We start from the raw sequence: 20,022 nt of genomic DNA, 5'->3' as shown, positions 1-20,022 counted from the left end.
CGGCGCGAGACGAGCGCGCCGGGGCCCGCCCGCGTCGGCCCGGGCGGCCGTCCGGCTACCGTTGCTCCGCATGACCCATACCGAGATCGAGATCACCGCCGAGTTGGTCCGGGACCTGCTGCACGAGCAGCACCCCGATCTCGCCGATCGCCCCGTGACACTCGGCGCCCGCGGCTGGGACAACCAGCTGTGGCGGCTCGGCGACGACCTGGCGGTCCGGCTGCCCTGGGCGACGGAGTCGGCGGACGCGCTGCTGCACAAGGAACACACCTGGCTGCCCGCCCTCGCCCCGCACCTTCCGCTGCCGGTCCCGGTCCCGCAGCGCCTCGGCCACCCCTCCGAGCGGTTTCCGCGGCCCTGGATCGTCACCACCTGGGTGCCGGGCGAACCCGCCGACCGCGCCCCCGTCACGGACGCCGAGGCGTCGGCCGACGCCTTGGCCGCCTTCCTGACGGCTCTTCACCGTCCCGCCCCCGCGGGGGCGCCTTCCGGCCGGGACCGCGGGGGCCCGCTGACGGACCATGCCGAGGGGGTCGTCAACGGGCTGGCCTCAGCCACCGAACTGGGCCTGCTTCCCGACCCGGACGCCGTGCGCGCGGTCTGGGAGGACGCCGTCGCCGCGCCCGGGTGGACGGGGCCGCCGCTGTGGATCCACGCCGACCTGCACCCGGCCAACGTCCTCACCGCGCAGGGCACCTTCTGCGGCGTGATCGACTTCGGTGACCTCTGCGCGGGCGACCCGGCCTACGATCTCGCCGCCGCCTGGCTCCTGCTGCCGGACGGCGCCGCCGACCGCTTTCACGCCGCCTACCAGCCGACGCCGGACACCGCGACCCTGCGCCGGGCCCGCGGCCTGGCGGTGATGAAGGCCCTCGGCTGCGTCTTCATCGGCGAGGCGGGTGTCCACGGCCGCCCCGGCGGCAAGCCCACCTGGGGCCCGCCCGGCCACGCCGCACTGGCCCGCCTGCTCGCTAGCCCGGCTGCGCCGCCCAGTTGATGCCGCCGAGGAGATGAGCGCGGAAGTCCGGGTCGTCGTAGGCCTCGGCGGCGTGACCGAGGGCCGTGTAGAAGACGCGCCCGGCTCCCTGCTCGCGGCACCACACCAGAGGATGGTCCTCGCCCATGCCGCCGCCGTCGTACGACGACTCGTCGGCGCAGACCAACACCCGTACCGCAGCCCGGGGGTTGCCGCGGAAGTCGTACCACTCGTCGACGAAGTCCCATACGGCGGGAAGGTGCCGGGTGGCCGGGTGCTCGTGGTCCTCGACGACCGCCTTGCCCGGCTGGTACTCGGGGTGCCGGTCGAACCGGGCGCCCAACAGCTCGCCGTAGTACGGCCAGTCGTACTCGGTGCAGGCCGCCGCGTGCACGCCGACGAAGCCACCGCCCGACTCCACGTACCCGGCGAGCCGCTCGCGCCCGGCGGGGGTGAGCACCTCGCCGCTGGTGGAGAGGAAGACGACGGCCGCGTATTCGTCGAGGGGCCGGTCGAATACCGCCGGGTCCTCGGTGTGGTCGACTTCGAAGTCACCGAGGGTGCGTACGGCTTCGACGCCGGCCGGGATGGATGCGTGCCGGTAGGCGGTGGTGCGGGTGTAGACGAGGAGTCGTGCGGCCATGCGGCCGAGCCTAGGTGGCCGGGGAGCGCGGTCCCACTCCTGCGAGGGACCCGAAATTTTCGGATCACGGGGCTGGAGGGGCCGGCCCGGCAACAGGGTTGGCCGGGGCCAACAACCCGGTCGGTTGGGTCGGTTCGCCCCTGTGGGCGCACCCACTCCGCGACCATGCGTGCATGACCCATGACTGGCAGCAACAGATCCACGCGCTCCACGAGGAGCTGATCCGGCGCGACGACCCTGCCGCCCGGGTGCGGGAGGCCGACGCCGTGGATGCCTCTCTGCGGTATCCCGGGTTCGCCCTGCGGGGGCCGGTGTTCGGGGTCGCCGCGCAGGATCCGGCGGCGGGGCCCCAGTGGCGGGTGTTGCAGCCGGTCGTGAACGGAATGCCGCAGGTGTGCCGGGACTCGCTCAACTCCCACCTGTGGTTCCGCGCGAAGGACGACACCGACGATCCGGCCGTACGGCGCGAACTGCTCGCCGCCGTGGACGTGTTGAGCAGGGAGCCGGTGAACGAGGTCGAGGCGTGCGGGGTGCGGTACCGGATCGTGCGCGGGGACGAGTTCACGCGCTGCGACGACAACGACGGGCTGGAGCCGCCCCGGCCCACCGACCCGGAACCCGCCGAACGGACCTGGGACCTGCGAGCCTGCCACACGCCCTCCCCCGACCTGGACTTCGTCCTCGACCCGGACATCGCGGACGACGGCCCGATGGCGGGCGCCCTGCGGGCGGGGCTGCGGGGGTTCGCGTACCGGAGGGTGCGGTTCCCCGCCCCGGTGCGCCGTGACTCGGAGCGGGCGGTGCACTCGCATCCTCACATCGTGCTGTTGCCCACCCTTTTCGGCGTGGTCGAGCGGGAACGGGCCGGCTGGGAGCCGGCCCTCGCTCTCCAGTCGACCGCGCATGACGCACGGCGCGTGCTGCACGACGCGATGGTCGAGATGTGGCCCCTGCTCTATCGGTTCGACGACGAGCGGAAGGCCGTGTACGCGAAGGCGGCCGAGGAGTTCCGCGCGCTCGGACGCGCCGACGAGGCTCGTGTGGCCGGCCGTGTGTTCCGGATCTGCCGGGCCGAGCGCCTTCTCCGCATGGGGCCGGACGGCCCGGAGATCCCGCGCCCGTCGGACGTGGACGAGTACGGCCCGATGAAGATCCACCCGACGCTGCTCGACGACGGCACGGTCGTCCACGACGAATGAGGCGCACCCCTTCCTCTGCCGCCCGGCGCACAGGTGTTCCATATCGCGCGCCGCTCTGCGTAGCCTCGGCAGCGATGAACGCCATTCCCGCGCTCCTGGACCATCTCGTCCTCGCGACCCCCGACCTGTCCGCCACCGTCGCCGACTTCGCCCGACGCACCGGCGTGACCCCCGCACCGGGCGGCGTACATGTCGGGCTCGGCACCCGCAACTATCTCGTGTCGCTCGGAGGCGCCCGCTACCTGGAGATCATCGGCCCGGACCCCGAGCAGTCCGCGCCCGGACAGCCCCGCCCCTTCGAGGTCGACGGGCTCACCGCCCCGCGCACGGTCACCTGGGCGATCAGCCCGCCCGACCTGGACGCGGCCATCGCGGCCGCCCGGGCCCAGGGGTACGACCCCGGCGCGGCGCAGCCGATGCGCCGCCGCAGACCCGACGGCACCCTGCTGGAGTGGCGGCTCACCGACGGTGACGACGCCCACCCCTCCGGCCTCGTCCCCTTCCTCATCGACTGGAGCGCCACGGTCCACCCCACCGCCTCCGACCTGCCCGTCACACCCCTGCTGTCCCTCTCCGCGAGCACGCCCGACCCGGACGAGATCCGCCCCCTGCTGTCGGCACTCGGCACGGACCTCGACCTCACGCCGGGCCCGGTGGGGATCTCCTGGACGGTGGACACGCCGAGGGGGCCGGTCACGTTCCACTAGGTGTCCGATTCCTTCAAGACCCGACGAGGCCCGGCTGCCTACGTTGGCCGCATGACTCCACGATTCGATGCCATCGGCCTCGTCGTCTCCGACATGGCCGCCTCGGTCGCCTTCTACCGCCGCCTGGGCTTCGCGTTCCCCGAGAACGCCGAGCACGAGCCCCACGCCGAGGCCGAACTCCCGGGCGGGCTACGCCTGCTGCTCGACACCGAGAAATCGGTGCGGTCCTTCCTCCCGCAGTGGCGGCCGCCCAGCGGAGGCGGCCGCCACTCCCTGGCGATGCGCTGCGACGACCCGACGGAGGTCGACGCGGTGTACGAGGAACTGGTCGGCGCCGGCTACCACGGCGAGCTCAAGCCGTGGGACGCCTTCTGGGGCCAGCGGTACGCCTCCGTGCAGGACCCGGACGGAAACGGCGTCGACCTGTTCGCGCCGCTACCCGCCGCGCCGGCCGAGTAGCTCCCCGAGCGGCAGTCCGGCGAGCTCCTTGACGTCCCGGGCCAGGTGGGCCTGATCGGCATACCCGGCCCGCGCGGCGGTGTCCGCGAAGGGCGTACCGCCGCGGGCCAGGGCGAGCGCGCGTTGCAGGCGCAGGATGCGGGCGAGCGTCTTGGGACCGTACCCGAAGGCGGCGAGCGACCTGCGGTGCAACTGGCGTGCGCCGAGGCCGAGTTCGTCGGCGGTGGCGGCGACAGGTCGGCCGGTGTGGAGGGCCCGGACCAGCCTGTCCAGCAGGGGGTCCGGTGGGGTCGCGCGTTCCAGTGCGACCTCTTCGAGCGCCGTCGCGGGGTCAGCGGCGGCCGCGACACGTCCTTGCAGTCGTCGCACCTCCGCCGCGGGCCACAGCTCGGCCAACTCCACACGTCGGTCCCGCAGTTCGTTCGCCGGCGCCCCGAAGAAGGCGGGCGCGGTGCCCGGGCGGAAGCGCAGCCCCACCCATGTGCTCGGCGGCCCCTGCGTGAGGTACGCCCGCGTATCGGGCCCGGCGACGAGCAGCCGCCCGTCGTTCCAGAGCAGGTCCATGCACCCGTCGGGCAGCACACGCCCGGGCCCACCGGGCACATTGGTCCACACCACGGCGCCAGGCAGCCGAGACCTCCACTCCGCGTACATACGAGCGAGGCTACGCCGCAACGCCCCTCAGAGGCGCGGGGCTGTGTCGATGTGCGGGTCCGCCGCGCGGGCGCGATCAGCCACGACGCGCCCGCACCCCGTGAAGCACCGGCACCCCGACGGCGAACCCCGCTACCCCTCGGCCCTCCGGCTCCGATGCTCCTGCGGACTCACCCCGTAGACCCGCTTGAACGCACTGGACAACGCGAACGCGCTCCCATATCCCACCTGCCGCGCAATCGCATCCAGCGTGTCATCGCTGTCCCGCAACGCATCCGCCGCAAGCCCGAGCCGCCACCCCGTCAGATACGTCATCGGCGGCTCCCCCACCAGCTCCGTGAACCGGCGGGCCAGCGCCGCCCGGGACACCCCCGCCTTGGTGGCCAGCGAGGCCACCGTCCAGGGATGGGCCGGGTCGTCCTGGACGAGACGCAGCACGCGGCCGACGACCGGGTCCGCCATGGCCCGGTACCAGGCCGGGGCCGCCGCCTCCGGACGGGAGAACCAGGCCCTGAGCGCGGCGATGACCAGCAGGTCCAGCAGCCGGTCCAGGACGACCTCCTGCCCGGGCTCGTCGCGGACGATCTCCTCCATGAGGTACGGCGTGAGGGGGCAGTCCCACACGTCGGCCGTGAGGGACAGCAGCGGCGGCAACGCGTTCAGCAGCCGCCCGCTGATCTCGCCCTGCCACAGATAGGTGCCGATCAGCATCACGGCCGAGCCGTCGAGCCGGTCCCCCCAGGTGCGCACGCCCAGGTCCATCGAGCCGTTGAGGGTGCGTCCGTCGGGGTAGCGGCACTCGGCGCCCGGCAGGATCAGTGTCTGGGGTGCGGTGCCGGGGTCGTCGGCGCAGGTGTAGGAGTCGGGGCCGCGGGCGATGGCGATGTCGCCGGGGCGCAGCCGGATCCTCCCCCGGCCTTCGGCCGGGGGGACCTCCGTCTCGCTTCGCTCGCCCTGGTCGGGGATCACCCAGGCGTCGCCGCGGACCATGACCATGACGGTGAGCGGCGCGCGGTCCTCGACGCGGATGGACCAGGGCGGCTCGAAACACGCGCGGATCATGAAGGCGCCACGCGCGCGTGGACCCTCCAACAGGCCGGCAAGGGCGTCCATGCCGTCAGCCTAGACGTCCACGTATGGGAATGAGCCGTTCAGCGATGGGCTGTTGGGGCGCACGGCCGTTGACTGGAGGCATGACGGACAAGGCAGCCGAGACAGCGAACACGCAGCGGATGACGGTAGTGGTGACCGGGGCCTCGGGTCGTACGGGGAGCCGGGTGGCGGAAGCGGCGCGCGGGGCGGGGCTGACGGTGCGGGCCGCGTCCCGGGCGCGGGGCTTCGACTGGGAGGACCCGACGACATGGGCTCAGACCCTGCGGGACGCGGACGCGGCGTATCTGATGTACCCGTCCGACGTCGGCTCCCCGGCGGCGGCCGAGGGGGTCGGGGCGCTCGCCCGGGAGGCGGTCGGGCTCGGGGTGCGGCGGCTGGTGCTGCTGTCGGCGCGCGGTGAGGACCAGGCGCTGCCGACCGAGGCGGCGCTGACGTCGTCCGGCGCGGACTGGACGATCGTACGGGCCACGTGGTTCTCGCAGAACTTCAGCGAAGGGCCGCTGGTGGAGGGCATGGTCCACGGGGAGCTGGTCTTCCCGGCGGGCGAGGTGAAGGAGCCGTTCGTCGACGTGCGGGACATCGCGGACGTGGTGACGGCCGTGCTGACGTCCGGCGACCGGTATGTGGGACGGACACTGGAGCTGACCGGGCCGCGGCTGCTGTCCTGGCGGGAGGCGGTCGCGGAGATCTCCGAGGCGGCGGGCAGCACGATCACGTACACGCCGGTCCCGACCCGGGCCTACGGCCAGGCCCTGACCGGCTTCGGGGTGCCGGCCGAGGAGGTCGAGCTCCTGATCGAGGTCTTCGACACCCTCATGGACGGCCGCAACGCCCATGTCACGGGCGACGTCCGCGAGGTGCTGGGCCGCGAGCCGCGCGACTTCGCCGACTTCGCGCGGGAGGCCGCGGCGGCGGGGGCGTGGAAGGCCTGAGCCGACGGGCGGCCGTCCGGGCGGCCAAGGGTCCGGACGACAGGCCCTAGGAGTCCTCCGGCTTGTGCGGAGGATGGTGGTGGTGCGGGCTCTTCACATGGGTCCGCAGCCGCGACGTCACGTCCTCCGGCGGCAGGAAGCGCGTCCACCGCTCGGGGAACTCCGACGGCATGTCCGGGTCCTCGGGATCCTGCTCCTGGACCGCGGCCGTGCGGGCCACGTACTCGGCGACCTGGGCCTCGCGCAGCCGTTCGTTCGCGGCGCGGGCCGCGGCGGTCGCGGCGGCCGGCCAGACGCGGTCGATCGCGGCGTTGACCGCGGCCCCGACGAGCACGGCGAACGCGGACACGCCGATCCACAGCATCACGGCGACGGCGGCGGCGAGAGAGCCGTAGATCGACGCGCCCTCGATCGTGTTCGTCAGGTAGATGCGCAGCAGGAAGCTGCCCAGCACCCACATGCCGAGGGCGACCAGCGCGCCGGGCACGTCCTCGATCCAGGGGGAGCGGACCGGCACGGACACGTGATAGAGCGTGGTCAGGAACGCGATCGACAGGACGATCACGACGGGCCAGTACAGGACCTGCACCAGGGTCTCCGACCAGGGCACGATCCGTACGACCGCGTCCGGCCCCGCCACCATCAGCGGCAGCGCCACCGAGCCGATCAGCAGTGCGGCGATGAACAGCAGGAACGCCACCAGCCGGGTCTTGACGATGCCCCGGACGCCGTCGAGGCCGTACATCACGGTGATGGTGTCTATGAAGACGTTCACCGCCCGCGACCCCGACCACAGGGCGAACAGGAAGCCGACGGAGATGACGTCGGGGCGGCCGCCGTGCATCACGTCGTCCAGGATCGGCTGGGCGATCTGGCGCACGCCCTTGTCGGACAGGACGGTGCGCGAGGCCTCGATGAGGTTGGTCTCCAGGCTGCTGATGGTGTCGGTGCCGGTCCAGTCGTCGACGTAGCCGAGGAGGCCGATCATGCTGAGCAGCAGCGGCGGCACGGACAGCAGCGTGAAGAACGCGGCCTCGGCGGCGAGGCCCAGGATGCGGTACTCGATGCAGGAGTTGACGGTGTCCTTGATCAACAGCCAGGCGGTCCTGCGCTTCGAGACGTTCCGGTAGAGGACACGCGCGCGGTGGAGACGACCGGAGGGCCGCTGGGGGGATTCACTTGCTGGCTGCACGACCTAAAGGTATCCGCCGTGCGGGGGCGCACTCACCGCGGCGCCGGGTCCAGACGCCCGTCACCTGCCCGATCCCCTCTGCCGGTGCCGTGTCAGGGTGGAGACCGGCGCCCCACTCAGGGATAGGTTCACAGCCATGGCAGGAAGCACGCACATCGTGACCAACCAGCCCCCGCCCCTCGTCGGGTACGACGCCTACACCTCTGACCGGGCCCTGAGCGCGGCCGTCGAACGTCATCTCGATCCGGAGGTGCTGGCCGAGGCCCGGAGCGAGCTGGCGGCGCTCGGGAAGACCTGTGGATCGGCCCAGGTGCAGGAGTGGGGGGTGCTGGCCAACGAGAACCCGCCGACACTGCGCACCCACGACCGCTACGGCCACCGCATCGACGAGGTCGACTTCCATCCGTCCTGGCACCGGCTGCTCGGCAAGGGCGTCGCGGCGGGGCTGACCGCGGCCTGGGCCCGGCCGGGCGGGCATGTGCGACGGGCGGCCGCGTTCCTCCTGTGGACCCAGGTCGAGGCCGGCAACGGCTGCCCGCTGTCCATGACCCACGCGGCGGTCCCCGCCCTGCGCACGGACCCCGAGCTCGCCGCCGAGTGGGAGCCGCGCCTGACGTCCCTGATCTACGACCGTGAGCTGCGGCCCGCCGGGCAGAAGGCCGGGTCCCTGTTCGGGATGGGCATGACGGAGAAGCAGGGCGGCAGCGACGTACGCGCCAACGCGACGGCCGCCACCCCGCTCACCGAGGCCGGGACGTACACGCTGACCGGCCACAAGTGGTTCTGCTCGGCGCCGATGTCGGACGGCTTCCTGGTGCTCGCCCAGGCGCCGGACGGGCTGACCTGCTTCCTCGTGCCGCGCGTCCTGGACGACGGCGGCCGCAACGTGTTCCTGATCCAGCGCCTCAAGGACAAGCTGGGCAACCGCTCGAACGCCTCCGCCGAGGTCGAGTTCGACGGGACATGGGCGCGTCGGGTCGGCGCAGAGGGCCGCGGGGTGCGCACCATCATCGAGATGGTGGCGGCGACCCGCCTCGACTGTGTCCTCGGCTCGGCGGGACTGATGCGTCAGGCGGTCGCGCAGGCGATCCACCACTGCGCCCACCGCGAGGCGTTCGGCGGAAAGCTCGTCGACAAGCCGCTCATGCGCAACGTCCTGGCCGACCTGGCCGTCGAGTCCGAGGCGGCGACCACTCTCGCGCTTCGCCTCGCCGCCGCCTACGACGACGGCGGCGAGCAGGAGCGCGCCCTGCTGCGGATCGCGGTGCCGGCCGCCAAGTACTGGGTGACCAAGCGCTGTACGCCGCTCACGGTCGAGGCGTCCGAATGCCTGGGCGGCAACGGGTACGTCGAGGAGTCCGGCATGCCCCGCCTGGTCCGCGAGTCCCCCCTGAACTCGATCTGGGAGGGCGCGGGCAACGTCCAGGCCCTGGACGTACTGCGCGCGTTGCAACGTGAGCCCGCGGCCCTCAACGCCTACCTCCAGGAGGTCGGCAAGGCCCGCGGCGCCGACCACCGCCTGGACGCGGCGATCAAGGGACTGTTGACAGAACTCGCCGACCTGGAGGGCATCGAGTCCCGCGCCCGCCGCCTCACCGAACGCCTCGCCCTGGTCCTCCAGGGTTCCTTGCTGGCCCGGTTCGCACCACCGGAGGTCGCGGACGCGTTCTGTGCCTCGCGGCTGGGCGTAGACGGAGGCGCCGCGTTCGGGACGCTGCCGCACAGCTCGGGACTGACGGCCGTCGTGAACCGTGCAACGCCGGTGAGCTGACCGACCCAGAGGCGCGGGGCTGTGTCGATGTGCGGCTCCGCCGCGTGGGCGCGACCAGCCACAACGAACCCGCAGACGCCAACGAGACACCACCCGGCACCCACCCAAGGCGCCCTGCTCAACCGCCGGAGGTAGGGGGTGGTGCTGCGCCGACACGGCACCACCCCCACCATGGCCCGTTCGAGGCCGCGAACGCCGCTCGGGACGGCGTTGCTCAAGCTTCAATCAGGCAAGGCCGGTCCACCAGGGTTGCAAGGGGTTGCAACTTGTTGGCGACTGTGTGCGGAGTGTGTGCTTCCACGAGCGTCGAGCGGCACTATGAGACACACGGTCACGATCCAGCCGAACAGCGCAGCCGAACCAGGAGGACCCTTGCCGCTCTCGCCGACGAACGTGACGCAGCTGGCCGCCGTGGACGCGGCGCGGGCGGCGCGCGTACTCAGCGAGGTCCGCTCCGCCACGCTCTCCGGACAGCGCGCGCCCATCGCGCCGCGCCCGGTGATCGAGCAGTCCTGGTCACGCCTGCTGCGCAGCGGTGTCGATCCGGACCACGACTTCCGGTCCGGGCTGCTGTCCCGTGAGGAGGTGCAGCGGCGCCGGGAGGACACCACCCTCAGACACGTCCTGCCGGTGCTGCGCGAGGGCCTGCTGACGGTCGCGGACATCGCCCACCACATCATGGTCGTCGCCGACGACGAGGGCCGGGTGCTGTGGCGGGAGGGCAACTCCTCCGTGCTGCGCAAGGCGGACGGCCTCGGCTTCGAACTCGGCGCCGACTGGCGGGAGAGCGTCGTCGGCACGAACGGTGTGGGCACCCCGGCGGTCGTACGCCGGCCGGTGCAGGTGTTCGCCTCCGAGCACTTCCAGCGCTCGCAGACCTCCTGGACCTGCACCGGCGCCCCCATCACGGATCCGCGGGACGGCCGGCTGATCGGTGTGGTGGACGTCAGCGGGCCGCTGGAGACCATGCATCCGGCCACGCTCGCCTGGGTCGACTCGGTGGCCAAGCTCGCCGAGGCCCGGCTGCGGGAGCTGCATCTGACCTCGCTGGAGCGGTTGCGCGCGGTGGCGGCGCCGCTGCTTGCCCGGCTGCCGGGCCGGGCTCTGGCGGTGGACCGGGACGGCTGGACCGCGGCGGTGACCGGGATGCCGTACACGCACCGGATCACGCTGCCCAAGTCGCTGTCGCCGGGCCGCCGGTGGCTGACGCCGCTGGGCCTGTGCTCGGTGGAGCCGCTGGCGGGCGGCTGGCTGCTGCGGGCCTGCGACGAGCCGGTGCCGCCCGGGGCGACGCGGATCGCGCTGGACCTGACCCAGCCGCGCCGCTGGTCGGTGACGGTGTCCGGCGGTGCGGGCACCTGGAGCCACGAACTGAGCCCCCGGCACGCCGAGTTGCTGTACCTGCTGGCCCTGCGCCGGTCCGGCCGCAGCGCGGCGGAGCTGGCCGAGGACATGTTCGGCGACGCGGGCCGTACGGTGACGGTGCGCGCCGAGATGTCACGGGTACGGCGCTATCTCGGGGCGTTCCTGGAGCATCGGCCGTACCGCTTCCGCGAGGACGCGGAGGTCGAGGTGCTGCTGCCGGACGACCCCCGCGATCTGCTGCCGCACTCGACGGCGCCGGCGGTGGTGGTGCGGGGCGGATCCCGGCCGGCCTGACCTGAGTCCAGCGGCCCGCGGGGTGCATCTTCCGCATATTTGCGGGGTCTTAGTCCGCAACCGTGCTCGACTGCCGTAGCATCCCTGTACGGGCCACCCCACCTGCTCCTTTGGTCAACGCACGGACCAATAGCCGCAGTTGGCCCGCCTCGGGAGGTTGTGATGAAGCACCGCGGCAGACACCGTCGACGCAAGCAGGGCCGCGCGGCGCGCGCGTTCCTCGCCGGAACCGCCCTGGCCCTCACCGCCGCCGCGACGATGATCAGCGCGTCACAGGCCACGGTCGGCGACAACCCCGGGGCGCTGGAGCCTCTCACCAGGGCCGCGGAGACCCGCGCTCTGCGTCTTCAGGAGCAGCTGGTCCCGCAGGCCACCCTCGATGAACTCGCCTCCGGGATGGGCAAGCCGGTCGGTGTCCGTGCCGTCCTGGAGACCGCCGACCGGAGCCTGCGCACCGCGTCCGCCTGTACGGCGACCGAGCGCACGGCGCTTCCGGTCGCGCCGACGGCCACGCGCGCGTACTGCTGGGACGCCGCCGACACCCGGGCCTGGCGGGCCGGCGCGGTCACCACCTCGGGGGACGCCGACGACGACGGCTGGTGGAACGACAACCGGGTGCTGCTCTCCGGCTGGAACCAGGGCACGGCCGACCGCGGTCTCGCCCGGGTCGCCTTCGTCGACGCGAACGACCTGGGCCGTCTCCGGTACGCGTCGGCCCTCCTCGTCGTCCCGGTGGACGGCGGCCGGGACTACCGCGCTCTGACGTCCCGGCTGTCGGGCATGGTCTGGTACCAGGACAAGCTGCTGGTCACCGCCGGCGACGGGCTGTACGTGTACGACATGAACCGCGTCCAGCGCACCACGGTGGACAGCGCCGCGGTGGGCCGCGTCGAGGAAGGCTGGTCGGCCCACGGCTACCGCTTCGTCCTGCCGGCCGTCGGCTCGTACCGCCTGACCGGCGGGAGCGCGGCCCCCGCCCTCGGCGGCATCTCCCTCGACCGCGGCACGGCACCCGACAGCCTGGTCGCGAGCGAGCGGACCGCCGCCGACAGCGACCGGCCCGCCCGTCTGTGGCGCTACGACTTCAGCAAGGACCCGGCCCGCCCCGGTCTGCTGTCCACCGACGCCACCGGATCCGCGTCGGCGGTCGAGGCCTATCAGACGGAGGCCTCCGGCATCGCGGGGGTCCTGTCGCACCCTTCCGCCGGGACGGACCGTTCCGACTGGTACGTCAGTCGCGCCCCGGGCTCCACCGACCGGCAGGGCAGCCTGTGGCGCCAGGACAGCGAGGGCGCCGAGGCGACCCGCTGCGGCTCGGAGGATGCCCCACGCTGCTGGGGCGTCCAGGCCGGCCCGCTGTCGTACTGGCAGGAGACCGGCGAGGTCTGGTCCCAGTCGGGCCGGGCGCTGTTCGCCGTGCCGCTGGCGTCGATCGACAGGGCGCTGGGGTAGCGGACCGCCCTGGGCGGGCCCACGGGGATCCCGATCGACAGACCGGCCACTCGGATGGTTCCCTGGCCGTCATGACCAACATCCCCGTGACCACCTGGTCCCTGGAGCAGACCTCTCCGACCGACCTCCTCCCGGCCGCCGGCCCGGAGGGCGACGTTCGGATCGTCCGCTCCGGGGTGCCCTCCCCCGAGTTCAGCCGGTTCCTGTACGCGTCCGTGGGCGGGGACATCCGCTGGGTGGACCGGCTGAGCTGGACGTACGCGCGGTGGCGGGAGCACCTGGAGCGTCCGGGTGTCGAGACGTGGGTCGCCTACGACCAGGGGACGCCCGCGGGGTACGTGGAGCTGAGCGCCCAGGACGACGGGGTCGTGGAGATCGAGTACTTCGGGCTGATTCCCGCCTTCCGCGGACGCCGCATCGGCGGACATCTGCTCTCGTACGGCGCCGCCCGCGCCTGGGACCTCGCGGACCGCTGGCCGGGGCTGGCGCAGACGAAGCGGGTCTGGCTGCACACGTGCAGCAAGGACGGGGAGCACGCCATGGACAACTATCTGCGGCGTGGCTTCAAGCTCTTCGACACCAAGGTCGAGGAGGAGGCCGTGGTGGCCTCGCCCGGTCCGTGGCCCGGGGCTTACCCTGGCTGAGCCGGGGAGAAACGGTCCATTACGGGCCATGTGACCGACACCACCCTTGTCTCACGCTACGAGACAAGGGTGTCCACATATTGGGCGAAGCTGGACGCTGTCCAGATCACCGTGACACGCTTCCGTCATGTCTGGAACTGGAATTGCCTTGGTGAGTCGGCGGCACGTCGACCTCGGCCGCATGTCCAGCGCCATCTGTCCGGCGCGCTGACAGCCCCCGCAGCGCCCGACATCTCCCTCTTCTCGCTTCATTCCCGCGCAATGACGCGCACATCTACCCATGCGCGCGTATGCGCAGGTCAGAGCCGCATTCCCGCCTGTCCCGAAGGACGTATCAACCATGGCCGCCACCCCGCAGAAACCTGCCGCCACGACTCCCCGCCGCAAGGTGAGCCGTCACCGCGGTGAGGGTCAGTGGGCGATGGGGCACCACACCCCGCTCAACGGCAACGAACAGTTCAAGAAGGACGACGACGGTCTCAATGTGCGGACACGCATTGAGACGATCTACTCCAAGCGGGGCTTCGACTCGATCGACCCCAACGACCTGCGCGGCCGGATGCGCTGGTGGGGCCTGTACACCCAGCGCAAGCCCGGGATCGACGGCGGCAAGACCGCGATCCTGGAGCCGGAGGAGCTGGACGACAAGTACTTCATGCTGCGGGTGCGGATCGACGGCGGTCGCCTCACCACCCAGCAGCTGCGGGTGATCGGCGAGATCTCGCAGGAGTTCGCGCGCGGCAGCGCGGACATCACCGACCGGCAGAACATCCAGCTGCACTGGATCCGCATCGAGGACGTGCCGGAGATCTGGGACCGGCTGGAGGCCGTCGGGCTGTCCACCACCGAGGCCTGCGGCGACTGCCCGCGCGTCGTCATCGGCTCGCCGGTCGCCGGTATCGCCGAGGACGAGATCATCGACGGCACCTGGGCGATCGACGAGATCCACGAGCGGTACATCGGCAGCAAGGAGTTCTCCAACCTGCCCCGCAAGTTCAAGACGGCGATCTCCGGCTCCCCGCTCCTCGACGTGGTCCACGAGATCAACGACATCGCGTTCGTCGGCGTCGACCACCCCGAGCACGGCCCCGGCTTCGACCTGTGGGTCGGCGGCGGCCTGTCGACCAACCCGAAGATCGGCGTCCGGCTCGGCGCCTGGGTGCCGCTGGCGGAGGTCCCGGACGTCTGGGCGGGCGTGGTCGGAATCTTCCGCGACTACGGATACCGGCGCCTGCGCACGAGGGCCCGTCTGAAGTTCCTGGTCGCGGACTGGGGCCCGGAGAAGTTCCGCCAGATCCTGGAGGACGAGTACCTCAAGCGGAAGCTGGCCGACGGTCCCGCGCCCGCCGAGCCCACCGAGCGCTGGCGTGACCACGTCGGTGTGCACCGGCAGAAGGACGGCCGTTTCTACGTCGGTTTCGCGCCACGCGTCGGCCGGGTCGACGGCGCCACGCTGACGAAGATCGCCGAGGTGGCCGAGGCCCACGGTTCGGGCCGGATCCGGACCACCGTCGAGCAGAAGATGATCGTCCTCGATGTCGAGGAAGCGCAGGTCGAGCCGCTGGTCGAGGCCCTGGAGGCACTGGACCTGACGGCCAAGCCCTCTCCGTTCCGGCGCGGCACCATGGCCTGCACCGGCATCGAGTACTGCAAGCTCGCCATCGTCGAGACGAAGGCGCGCGGCTCCCAGCTGATCGACGAACTGGAGCGCCGCATCCCGGACTTCGACGAGCCGCTCACCATCAACCTCAACGGCTGCCCGAACGCCTGCGCGCGTATCCAGGTTGCGGACATCGGTCTCAAGGGCCAGCTGGTCCTGAACGACCAGGGCGAGCAGGTCGAGGGCTACCAGGTGCACCTCGGTGGCGCGCTCGGTCTGGAGGCCGGGTTCGGGCGCAAGGTGCGTGGCCTGAAGGTCACCTCCGACGAGCTGCCCGACTACGTCGAGCGGGTCCTCAAGCGCTTCCAGGCGGAGCGCGAGGAAGGCGAGCGGTTCGCCACCTGGGCCGCGCGCGCCTCCGAGGAGGCCCTCTCATGAGCGAGCGGGCCGCCCCCTTCTACTGCCCCTACTGCGGCGACGAGGACCTCCGGCCCAGTGAAGCCTCGGAGGGCAGCCACGGCGCGTGGGAATGCGCGGCGTGCAACCGCGCATTCCAGTTGAAGTTCCTCGGGGTGCTCGCCCAGGGCCTTCAGCGCCACGACGCAGGGGGAAAACAGATATGACGACACTTCAGGAAGAGCGCACGACAGACGATCTGAAGGCGCTCGCCGAGCAGGCGGGCCGCGACCTGGAGGACGCCTCCGCGCTGGAGATCCTCCAGTGGGCGGTCGACACCTTCGGGGACCGCTTCTGCGTGACCTCGTCGATGGAGGACGCGGTGGTCGCCCACCTCGCGTCCCGCGCGAGGCCCGGGGTGGACGTCGTGTTCCTCGACACCGGCTACCACTTCGAGGAGACCATCGGCACCCGGGACGCGGTCGAGGCCGTGATGGACGTCAACGTCATCACCCTCACCCCCCGTCAGACGGTCGCCGAGCAGGACGCCGAGTACGGCCCCCGGCTGCACGACCGCGACCCCGACCTGTGCTGCAAGCTCCGCAAGGTCGAGCCGCTGGAGCGGGGCCTGAAGGGCTATGTGGCCTGGGCGACCGGACTGCGCCGCGACGAGTCCCCGACCCGGGCGAACACCCCGGTCGTCGGCTGGGACGACAAGCGCCAGAAGGTGAAGATCTCCCCGATCGCCCGCTGGAGCCAGGACGACGTGGACGCCTACGTCGCCGAGCACGGCGTCCTCACCAACCCGCTGCTGATGGACGGTTACGCCTCCGTCGGCTGCGCGCCCTGCACCCGCCGGGTCCTGGAGGGCGAGGACGCGCGCGCCGGCCGCTGGGCGGGCCGCGCCAAGACCGAGTGCGGGCTGCACGGCTGACCCATGACCGAGTTTTCTACGTTTTCTGCGTTTTCCGCGGATTCTGCGAATTTGGAGAACCACGTGACGAGCGGAGCCACCGTCTGGCTCACGGGTCTGCCGAGCGCCGGCAAGACCACCATCGCCTACGAGCTGGCCGGCCGGCTCCGCGAGGAGGGCCACCGCGTCGAGGTGCTCGACGGCGACGAGATCCGCGAGTTCATCTCGGCGGGCCTCGGCTTCAGCCGCGAGGACCGGCACACCAACGTGCAGCGCATCGGCTTCCTCGCCGAACTGCTCGCCCGTAACGGCGTGAAGGCGCTCGTCCCGGTGATCGCGCCCTACGCCGACAGCCGCGACGCGGTGCGGGGGCGCCACCAGGAGAGCGGGACGGCGTACATCGAGGTGCACGTGGCCACTCCGGTCGAGGTGTGCTCCGTACGCGATGTGAAGGGTCTTTACGCCAAGCAGGCCGCCGGCGAGCTGAGCGGACTGACCGGGGTCGACGACCCGTACGAGGCGCCCGAGTCGCCCGATCTGCGCATCGAGTCCCAGAACCAGACCGTCCAGGAATCCGCGGGCGCGGTCCACGCGCTGCTCACCGAGAGGGGACTGGCATGACGACGACCGTTGCCACGGTCAAGGGGGGCGAAGACGGTACGGACTCCCCGTACGCCCTCTCCCACCTGGACGCGCTGGAATCCGAGGCCGTCCACATCTTCCGTGAGGTGGCGGGCGAGTTCGAGCGGCCGGTGATCCTGTTCTCCGGCGGCAAGGACTCCATCGTCATGCTGCACCTGGCGCTGAAGGCGTTCGCGCCGGCGCCGGTGCCCTTCACGCTGCTGCACGTCGACACGGGGCACAACTTCCCCGAGGTCATCGAGTACCGCGACCGTACGGTCGAGAAGCACAACCTGCGGCTGCACGTCGCGTCGGTGCAGGACTACATCGACCGGGGTGTGCTCAAGGAGCGCCCGGACGGGACGCGTAACCCGCTGCAGACGGTGCCGCTGACGGAGAAGATCCAGAGCGAGAAGTTCGACGCGGTGTTCGGCGGCGGACGCCGGGACGAGGAGAAGGCGCGGGCCAAGGAGCGCGTCTTCTCGCTGCGGGACGAGTTCTCGCAGTGGGACCCGCGCCGCCAGCGGCCCGAGCTGTGGAACCTGTACAACGGCCGCCACGCGCCCGGCGAGCATGTGCGCGTGTTCCCGCTGTCCAACTGGACCGAGCTCGACGTCTGGCAGTACATCGCCCGTGAGGGCATCGAGCTGCCGGAGATCTACTTCGCGCACGAGCGTGACGTGTTCGCCCGCAGCGGCATGTGGCTGACCGCGGGCGAGTGGGGCGGGCCCAAGGAGGGCGAGACCGTCGAGAGGCGGCTCATCCGCTACCGGACCGTCGGTGACATGTCCTGCACGGGTGCCGTCGACTCCGACGCCGTGACCCTGGAGCAGGTGATCGCCGAGATCGCCGCCTCCCGGCTCACCGAGCGCGGCGCCACCCGTGCCGACGACAAGCTCTCCGAGGCCGCGATGGAAGACCGTAAGCGCGAGGGGTACTTCTAAGCATGAGCACGATCACGACCGAGGAGCTCTCGGCCACCACCCTGCTGCGGTTCGCCACCGCGGGCTCCGTCGACGACGGCAAGTCCACCCTGGTCGGCCGGCTGCTGCACGACTCCAAGTCGGTGCTCGCCGACCAGCTGGAGGCCGTGGAGCACGCCTCCCGCAACCGCGGCCAGGAGGCGCCCGACCTGGCGCTGCTGACGGACGGCCTGCGGGCCGAGCGTGAGCAGGGCATCACGATCGATGTGGCGTACCGCTACTTCGCCACGCCCCGGCGCCGGTTCATCCTCGCCGACACCCCCGGCCATGTGCAGTACACCCGCAACATGGTCACCGGCGCGTCGACGGCCGAGCTGACGGTGATCCTCGTCGACGCCCGCAACGGCGTCGTCGAGCAGACCCGCCGGCACGCGGCGATCGCGGCCCTCCTCCGGGTGCCGCACGTCGTGCTCGCCGTGAACAAGATGGACCTGGTCGACTACCAGGAGCCCGTGTTCGCCGCGATCGCCGAGGAGTTCACGGCGTACGCGCTCGAACTGGGCGTCCCGGAGATCACCGCGATCCCGATCTCGGCGCTGGCCGGCGACAACGTGGTGGACCCGTCCGCGAACATGGACTGGTACGGCGGGCCGACCTTCCTGGAGCACCTGGAGACGGTCCCGGTCACCCACGACCTGAGCCACTGCCACGCCCGGCTGCCCGTGCAGTACGTGATCCGGCCGCAGACCGCCGAGCTCCCCGACTACCGGGGCTACGCCGGTCAGATCGCCGCCGGTTCCTTCCGGGTCGGCGAGTCGGTGACCGTGCTGCCGTCGGGCCGTACGTCGAAGATCACCGGCATCGACCTGCTGGGCGAGCCCGTGGACATCGCGTGGACCACGCAGTCGGTGACCCTCCTGCTGGAGGACGACATCGACATCTCGCGCGGCGACCTGATCGTGCCGACCAAGGACGCGCCCGCGACGACCCAGGACATCGAGGCCACCGTCTGCCATGTCGCCGACGCCCCGCTGACGGTCGGTCACCGGGTGCTGCTCAAGCACGGCACCCGCACGGTCAAGGCGATCGTCAAGGACATCCCGTCCCGGCTCACGCTCGACGACCTGTCCCTGCACCCGCACCCGGGACAGCTCGTCGCCAACGACATCGGCCGGGTGAAGATCCGCACCGCCGAGCCGCTGCCGGTCGACTCCTACGCCGACTCCCGCCGTACCGGATCGTTCATCCTGATCGACCCGAACGACGGCACCACGCTCACCGCGGGCATGGTCGGCGAGTCGTTCGCCTCGCCGGAGCCGGTCAAGGACGAGGCCGAGGACGACGGGTGGGACTTCTGACATGAAGGCCCACGACGTCTACTCCACGTTCGCGAAGGAGGGCGGCCGCGTCGGCAGCGGCGCCGTCGGCAGCGGGCAGGGCGGAGTGGCGCGATGTGTGCGCTGACCCGCGTGCACCGCATGCGCGCCGTTCCGTACGAACCTGCCGACTCCCCGGCCACGACCTGACACGGGCGTAGCGCCGGGCCACCGAGAGGAACACCTCCCGTGCCTGCCACCCCCGCCCTCCGACGGACGTTCGCCGTCCTGGCCGCGCTGCCGCTGCTGGCCCTCGCGGCCTGCGGCTACGGCTCCCAGGCCAAGGAGAACACGGAGCACGCCATCGCCGGGGCGGCCAAGGTCGACGGCCTGGACTCGGTGCGGATCGGCTACTTCGGGAACCTCACCCACGCCACGGCGCTGGTCGGCCGGCACGAGGGGCTGTTCCAGAAGGAGCTGGGCGGCACGACGGCGGAGTACGCCACGTTCAACGCCGGCCCCTCGGAGATCGAGGCGCTCAACTCCCAGTCCATCGACATCGGCTGGATCGGGCCCTCCCCCGCCATCAACGGCTACCTCAAGTCGAACGGCACCAACCTGCGGATCATCTCCGGGTCGGCCTCGGGTGGCGTGAAGCTGGTCGTCAACCCCGAGAAGATCAAGTCCCTGAAGGACGTCAAGGGCAGGAAGATCGCCACGCCGCAGCTCGGCAACACCCAGGACGTGGCGTTCCTCAACTGGATCTCCGGGCAGGGCTGGAAGGTCGACGCGGAGAGCGGCAAGGGTGACGTCTCCGTCGTCCGTACGGACAACAAGATCACGCCGGACGCC

Annotated in this window: 21 protein-coding genes; 17 read left to right on the top strand and 4 right to left on the bottom strand. The window is 71.7% G+C overall.

The features are described from left to right. Positions 1-70: 70 nt before the first annotated feature. Complete coding sequence (locus ADK36_RS24660) at positions 71-997, top strand: aminoglycoside phosphotransferase family protein (protein WP_048582599.1); 927 nt, start codon at positions 71-73, stop codon at positions 995-997. Here the strand turns inward: ADK36_RS24660 and ADK36_RS24655 are convergent. Beyond that, the gene (locus ADK36_RS24655) at positions 972-1,619 is read right to left on the bottom strand and encodes a ThuA domain-containing protein (protein ID WP_053199063.1); all 648 of its coding nucleotides are present in this window, start codon (positions 1,617-1,619) and stop codon (positions 972-974) included. The genes ADK36_RS24660 and ADK36_RS24655 overlap by 26 nt on opposite strands. Positions 1,620-1,792: 173 nt before the next feature. Here ADK36_RS24655 and ADK36_RS24650 point away from each other — a divergent pair, with 173 nt between their 5' ends. The 3 genes from ADK36_RS24650 to ADK36_RS24640 all read left to right on the top strand — a co-directional run bounded on the left by ADK36_RS24650 (position 1,793) and on the right by ADK36_RS24640 (position 3,984). Continuing rightward, positions 1,793-2,818: a DUF5954 family protein gene (locus tag ADK36_RS24650; RefSeq protein WP_053199092.1), complete on the top strand. Its 1,026-nt coding sequence runs from the start codon at positions 1,793-1,795 to the stop codon at positions 2,816-2,818. Between the two features lie 74 nt (positions 2,819-2,892). After that, a complete protein-coding gene (locus tag ADK36_RS24645) occupies positions 2,893-3,525 on the top strand; it encodes a VOC family protein (RefSeq protein ID WP_048582597.1) in 633 nt (210 codons plus the stop codon). 51 nt (positions 3,526-3,576) lie between these two features. Further along, the gene (locus tag ADK36_RS24640; RefSeq protein WP_048582596.1) at positions 3,577-3,984 is read left to right on the top strand and encodes a VOC family protein; all 408 of its coding nucleotides are present in this window, start codon (positions 3,577-3,579) and stop codon (positions 3,982-3,984) included. Here the strand turns inward: ADK36_RS24640 and ADK36_RS24635 are convergent. Beyond that, positions 3,961-4,638, bottom strand: coding sequence for a helix-turn-helix transcriptional regulator (locus ADK36_RS24635; protein WP_048582595.1), 678 nt, complete (start codon positions 4,636-4,638; stop codon positions 3,961-3,963). The genes ADK36_RS24640 and ADK36_RS24635 overlap by 24 nt on opposite strands. 132 nt (positions 4,639-4,770) lie before the next feature. After that, the gene (locus tag ADK36_RS24630) at positions 4,771-5,751 is read right to left on the bottom strand and encodes an AraC family transcriptional regulator (protein WP_053199061.1); all 981 of its coding nucleotides are present in this window, start codon (positions 5,749-5,751) and stop codon (positions 4,771-4,773) included. An 80-nt stretch (positions 5,752-5,831) separates the two neighbouring features. Here ADK36_RS24630 and ADK36_RS24625 point away from each other — a divergent pair, with 80 nt between their 5' ends. After that, the gene (locus tag ADK36_RS24625) at positions 5,832-6,683 is read left to right on the top strand and encodes an NAD(P)H-binding protein (RefSeq protein WP_048582593.1); all 852 of its coding nucleotides are present in this window, start codon (positions 5,832-5,834) and stop codon (positions 6,681-6,683) included. Between the two features lie 46 nt (positions 6,684-6,729). On the opposite strand, the gene ADK36_RS24620 is transcribed toward ADK36_RS24625, so the two are convergent. Beyond that, positions 6,730-7,875 carry a YihY/virulence factor BrkB family protein gene (locus ADK36_RS24620; protein WP_078916311.1) on the bottom strand — a complete coding sequence of 382 codons (1,146 nt, stop codon included), beginning with the start codon at positions 7,873-7,875 and terminating at the stop codon, positions 6,730-6,732. Positions 7,876-8,011: 136 nt separating this feature from the next. On the opposite strand from ADK36_RS24620, the gene ADK36_RS24615 reads away from it, so the two are divergent. The 12 genes from ADK36_RS24615 to ADK36_RS24560 all read left to right on the top strand — a co-directional run. Next, a complete protein-coding gene (locus ADK36_RS24615; RefSeq protein ID WP_048582591.1) occupies positions 8,012-9,646 on the top strand; it encodes an acyl-CoA dehydrogenase family protein in 1,635 nt (544 codons plus the stop codon). Positions 9,647-10,018: 372 nt separating this feature from the next. Next, complete coding sequence (locus ADK36_RS24610) at positions 10,019-11,305, top strand: helix-turn-helix domain-containing protein (RefSeq protein ID WP_048582590.1); 1,287 nt, start codon at positions 10,019-10,021, stop codon at positions 11,303-11,305. 162 nt (positions 11,306-11,467) lie between these two features. Next, positions 11,468-12,757 (top strand): hypothetical protein, encoded by a 1,290-nt coding sequence (locus tag ADK36_RS24605; RefSeq protein ID WP_048582589.1) that lies wholly within the window; start codon positions 11,468-11,470, stop codon positions 12,755-12,757. 71 nt (positions 12,758-12,828) lie between these two features. Continuing rightward, positions 12,829-13,401, top strand: a complete 573-nt coding sequence (locus tag ADK36_RS24600; RefSeq protein WP_053199060.1) for a GNAT family N-acetyltransferase — start codon at positions 12,829-12,831, stop codon at positions 13,399-13,401. 127 nt (positions 13,402-13,528) lie between these two features. Next, positions 13,529-13,612 (top strand): putative leader peptide, encoded by an 84-nt coding sequence (locus tag ADK36_RS51255; RefSeq protein ID WP_310591794.1) that lies wholly within the window; start codon positions 13,529-13,531, stop codon positions 13,610-13,612. A gap of 129 nt (positions 13,613-13,741) precedes the next feature. Further along, complete coding sequence (locus ADK36_RS24595; RefSeq protein WP_053199056.1) at positions 13,742-15,439, top strand: nitrite/sulfite reductase; 1,698 nt, start codon at positions 13,742-13,744, stop codon at positions 15,437-15,439. Beyond that, the gene (locus ADK36_RS24590) at positions 15,436-15,624 is read left to right on the top strand and encodes a hypothetical protein (protein WP_053199054.1); all 189 of its coding nucleotides are present in this window, start codon (positions 15,436-15,438) and stop codon (positions 15,622-15,624) included. Before ADK36_RS24595 ends, ADK36_RS24590 begins: the two co-directional genes overlap by 4 nt. After that, a complete protein-coding gene (locus ADK36_RS24585; RefSeq protein WP_048582585.1) occupies positions 15,621-16,331 on the top strand; it encodes a phosphoadenylyl-sulfate reductase in 711 nt (236 codons plus the stop codon). Before ADK36_RS24590 ends, ADK36_RS24585 begins: the two co-directional genes overlap by 4 nt. Positions 16,332-16,334: 3 nt before the next feature. Continuing rightward, entirely contained in the window at positions 16,335-16,931 is a 597-nt protein-coding gene (gene cysC, locus ADK36_RS24580; protein ID WP_048582584.1) for an adenylyl-sulfate kinase, read from the top strand. Then, the gene (gene cysD / locus ADK36_RS24575; RefSeq protein ID WP_048582583.1) at positions 16,928-17,875 is read left to right on the top strand and encodes a sulfate adenylyltransferase subunit CysD; all 948 of its coding nucleotides are present in this window, start codon (positions 16,928-16,930) and stop codon (positions 17,873-17,875) included. Before cysC ends, cysD begins: the two co-directional genes overlap by 4 nt. Positions 17,876-17,877: 2 nt before the next feature. After that, positions 17,878-19,212 (top strand): sulfate adenylyltransferase subunit 1, encoded by a 1,335-nt coding sequence (locus ADK36_RS24570; protein ID WP_048582582.1) that lies wholly within the window; start codon positions 17,878-17,880, stop codon positions 19,210-19,212. Positions 19,213-19,419: 207 nt separating this feature from the next. Continuing rightward, on the top strand, positions 19,420-20,022 hold a 603-nt coding region (locus ADK36_RS24560), incomplete at its 3' end, for an ABC transporter substrate-binding protein (RefSeq protein WP_159391191.1).

The organism is Streptomyces viridochromogenes (assembly GCF_001270495.1).
GTDB lineage: Bacteria > Actinomycetota > Actinomycetes > Streptomycetales > Streptomycetaceae > Streptomyces > Streptomyces viridochromogenes_A.
Note: the sequence above shows the minus strand (reverse complement) of the source record. Positions and strands in the feature narration are given on the sequence as shown.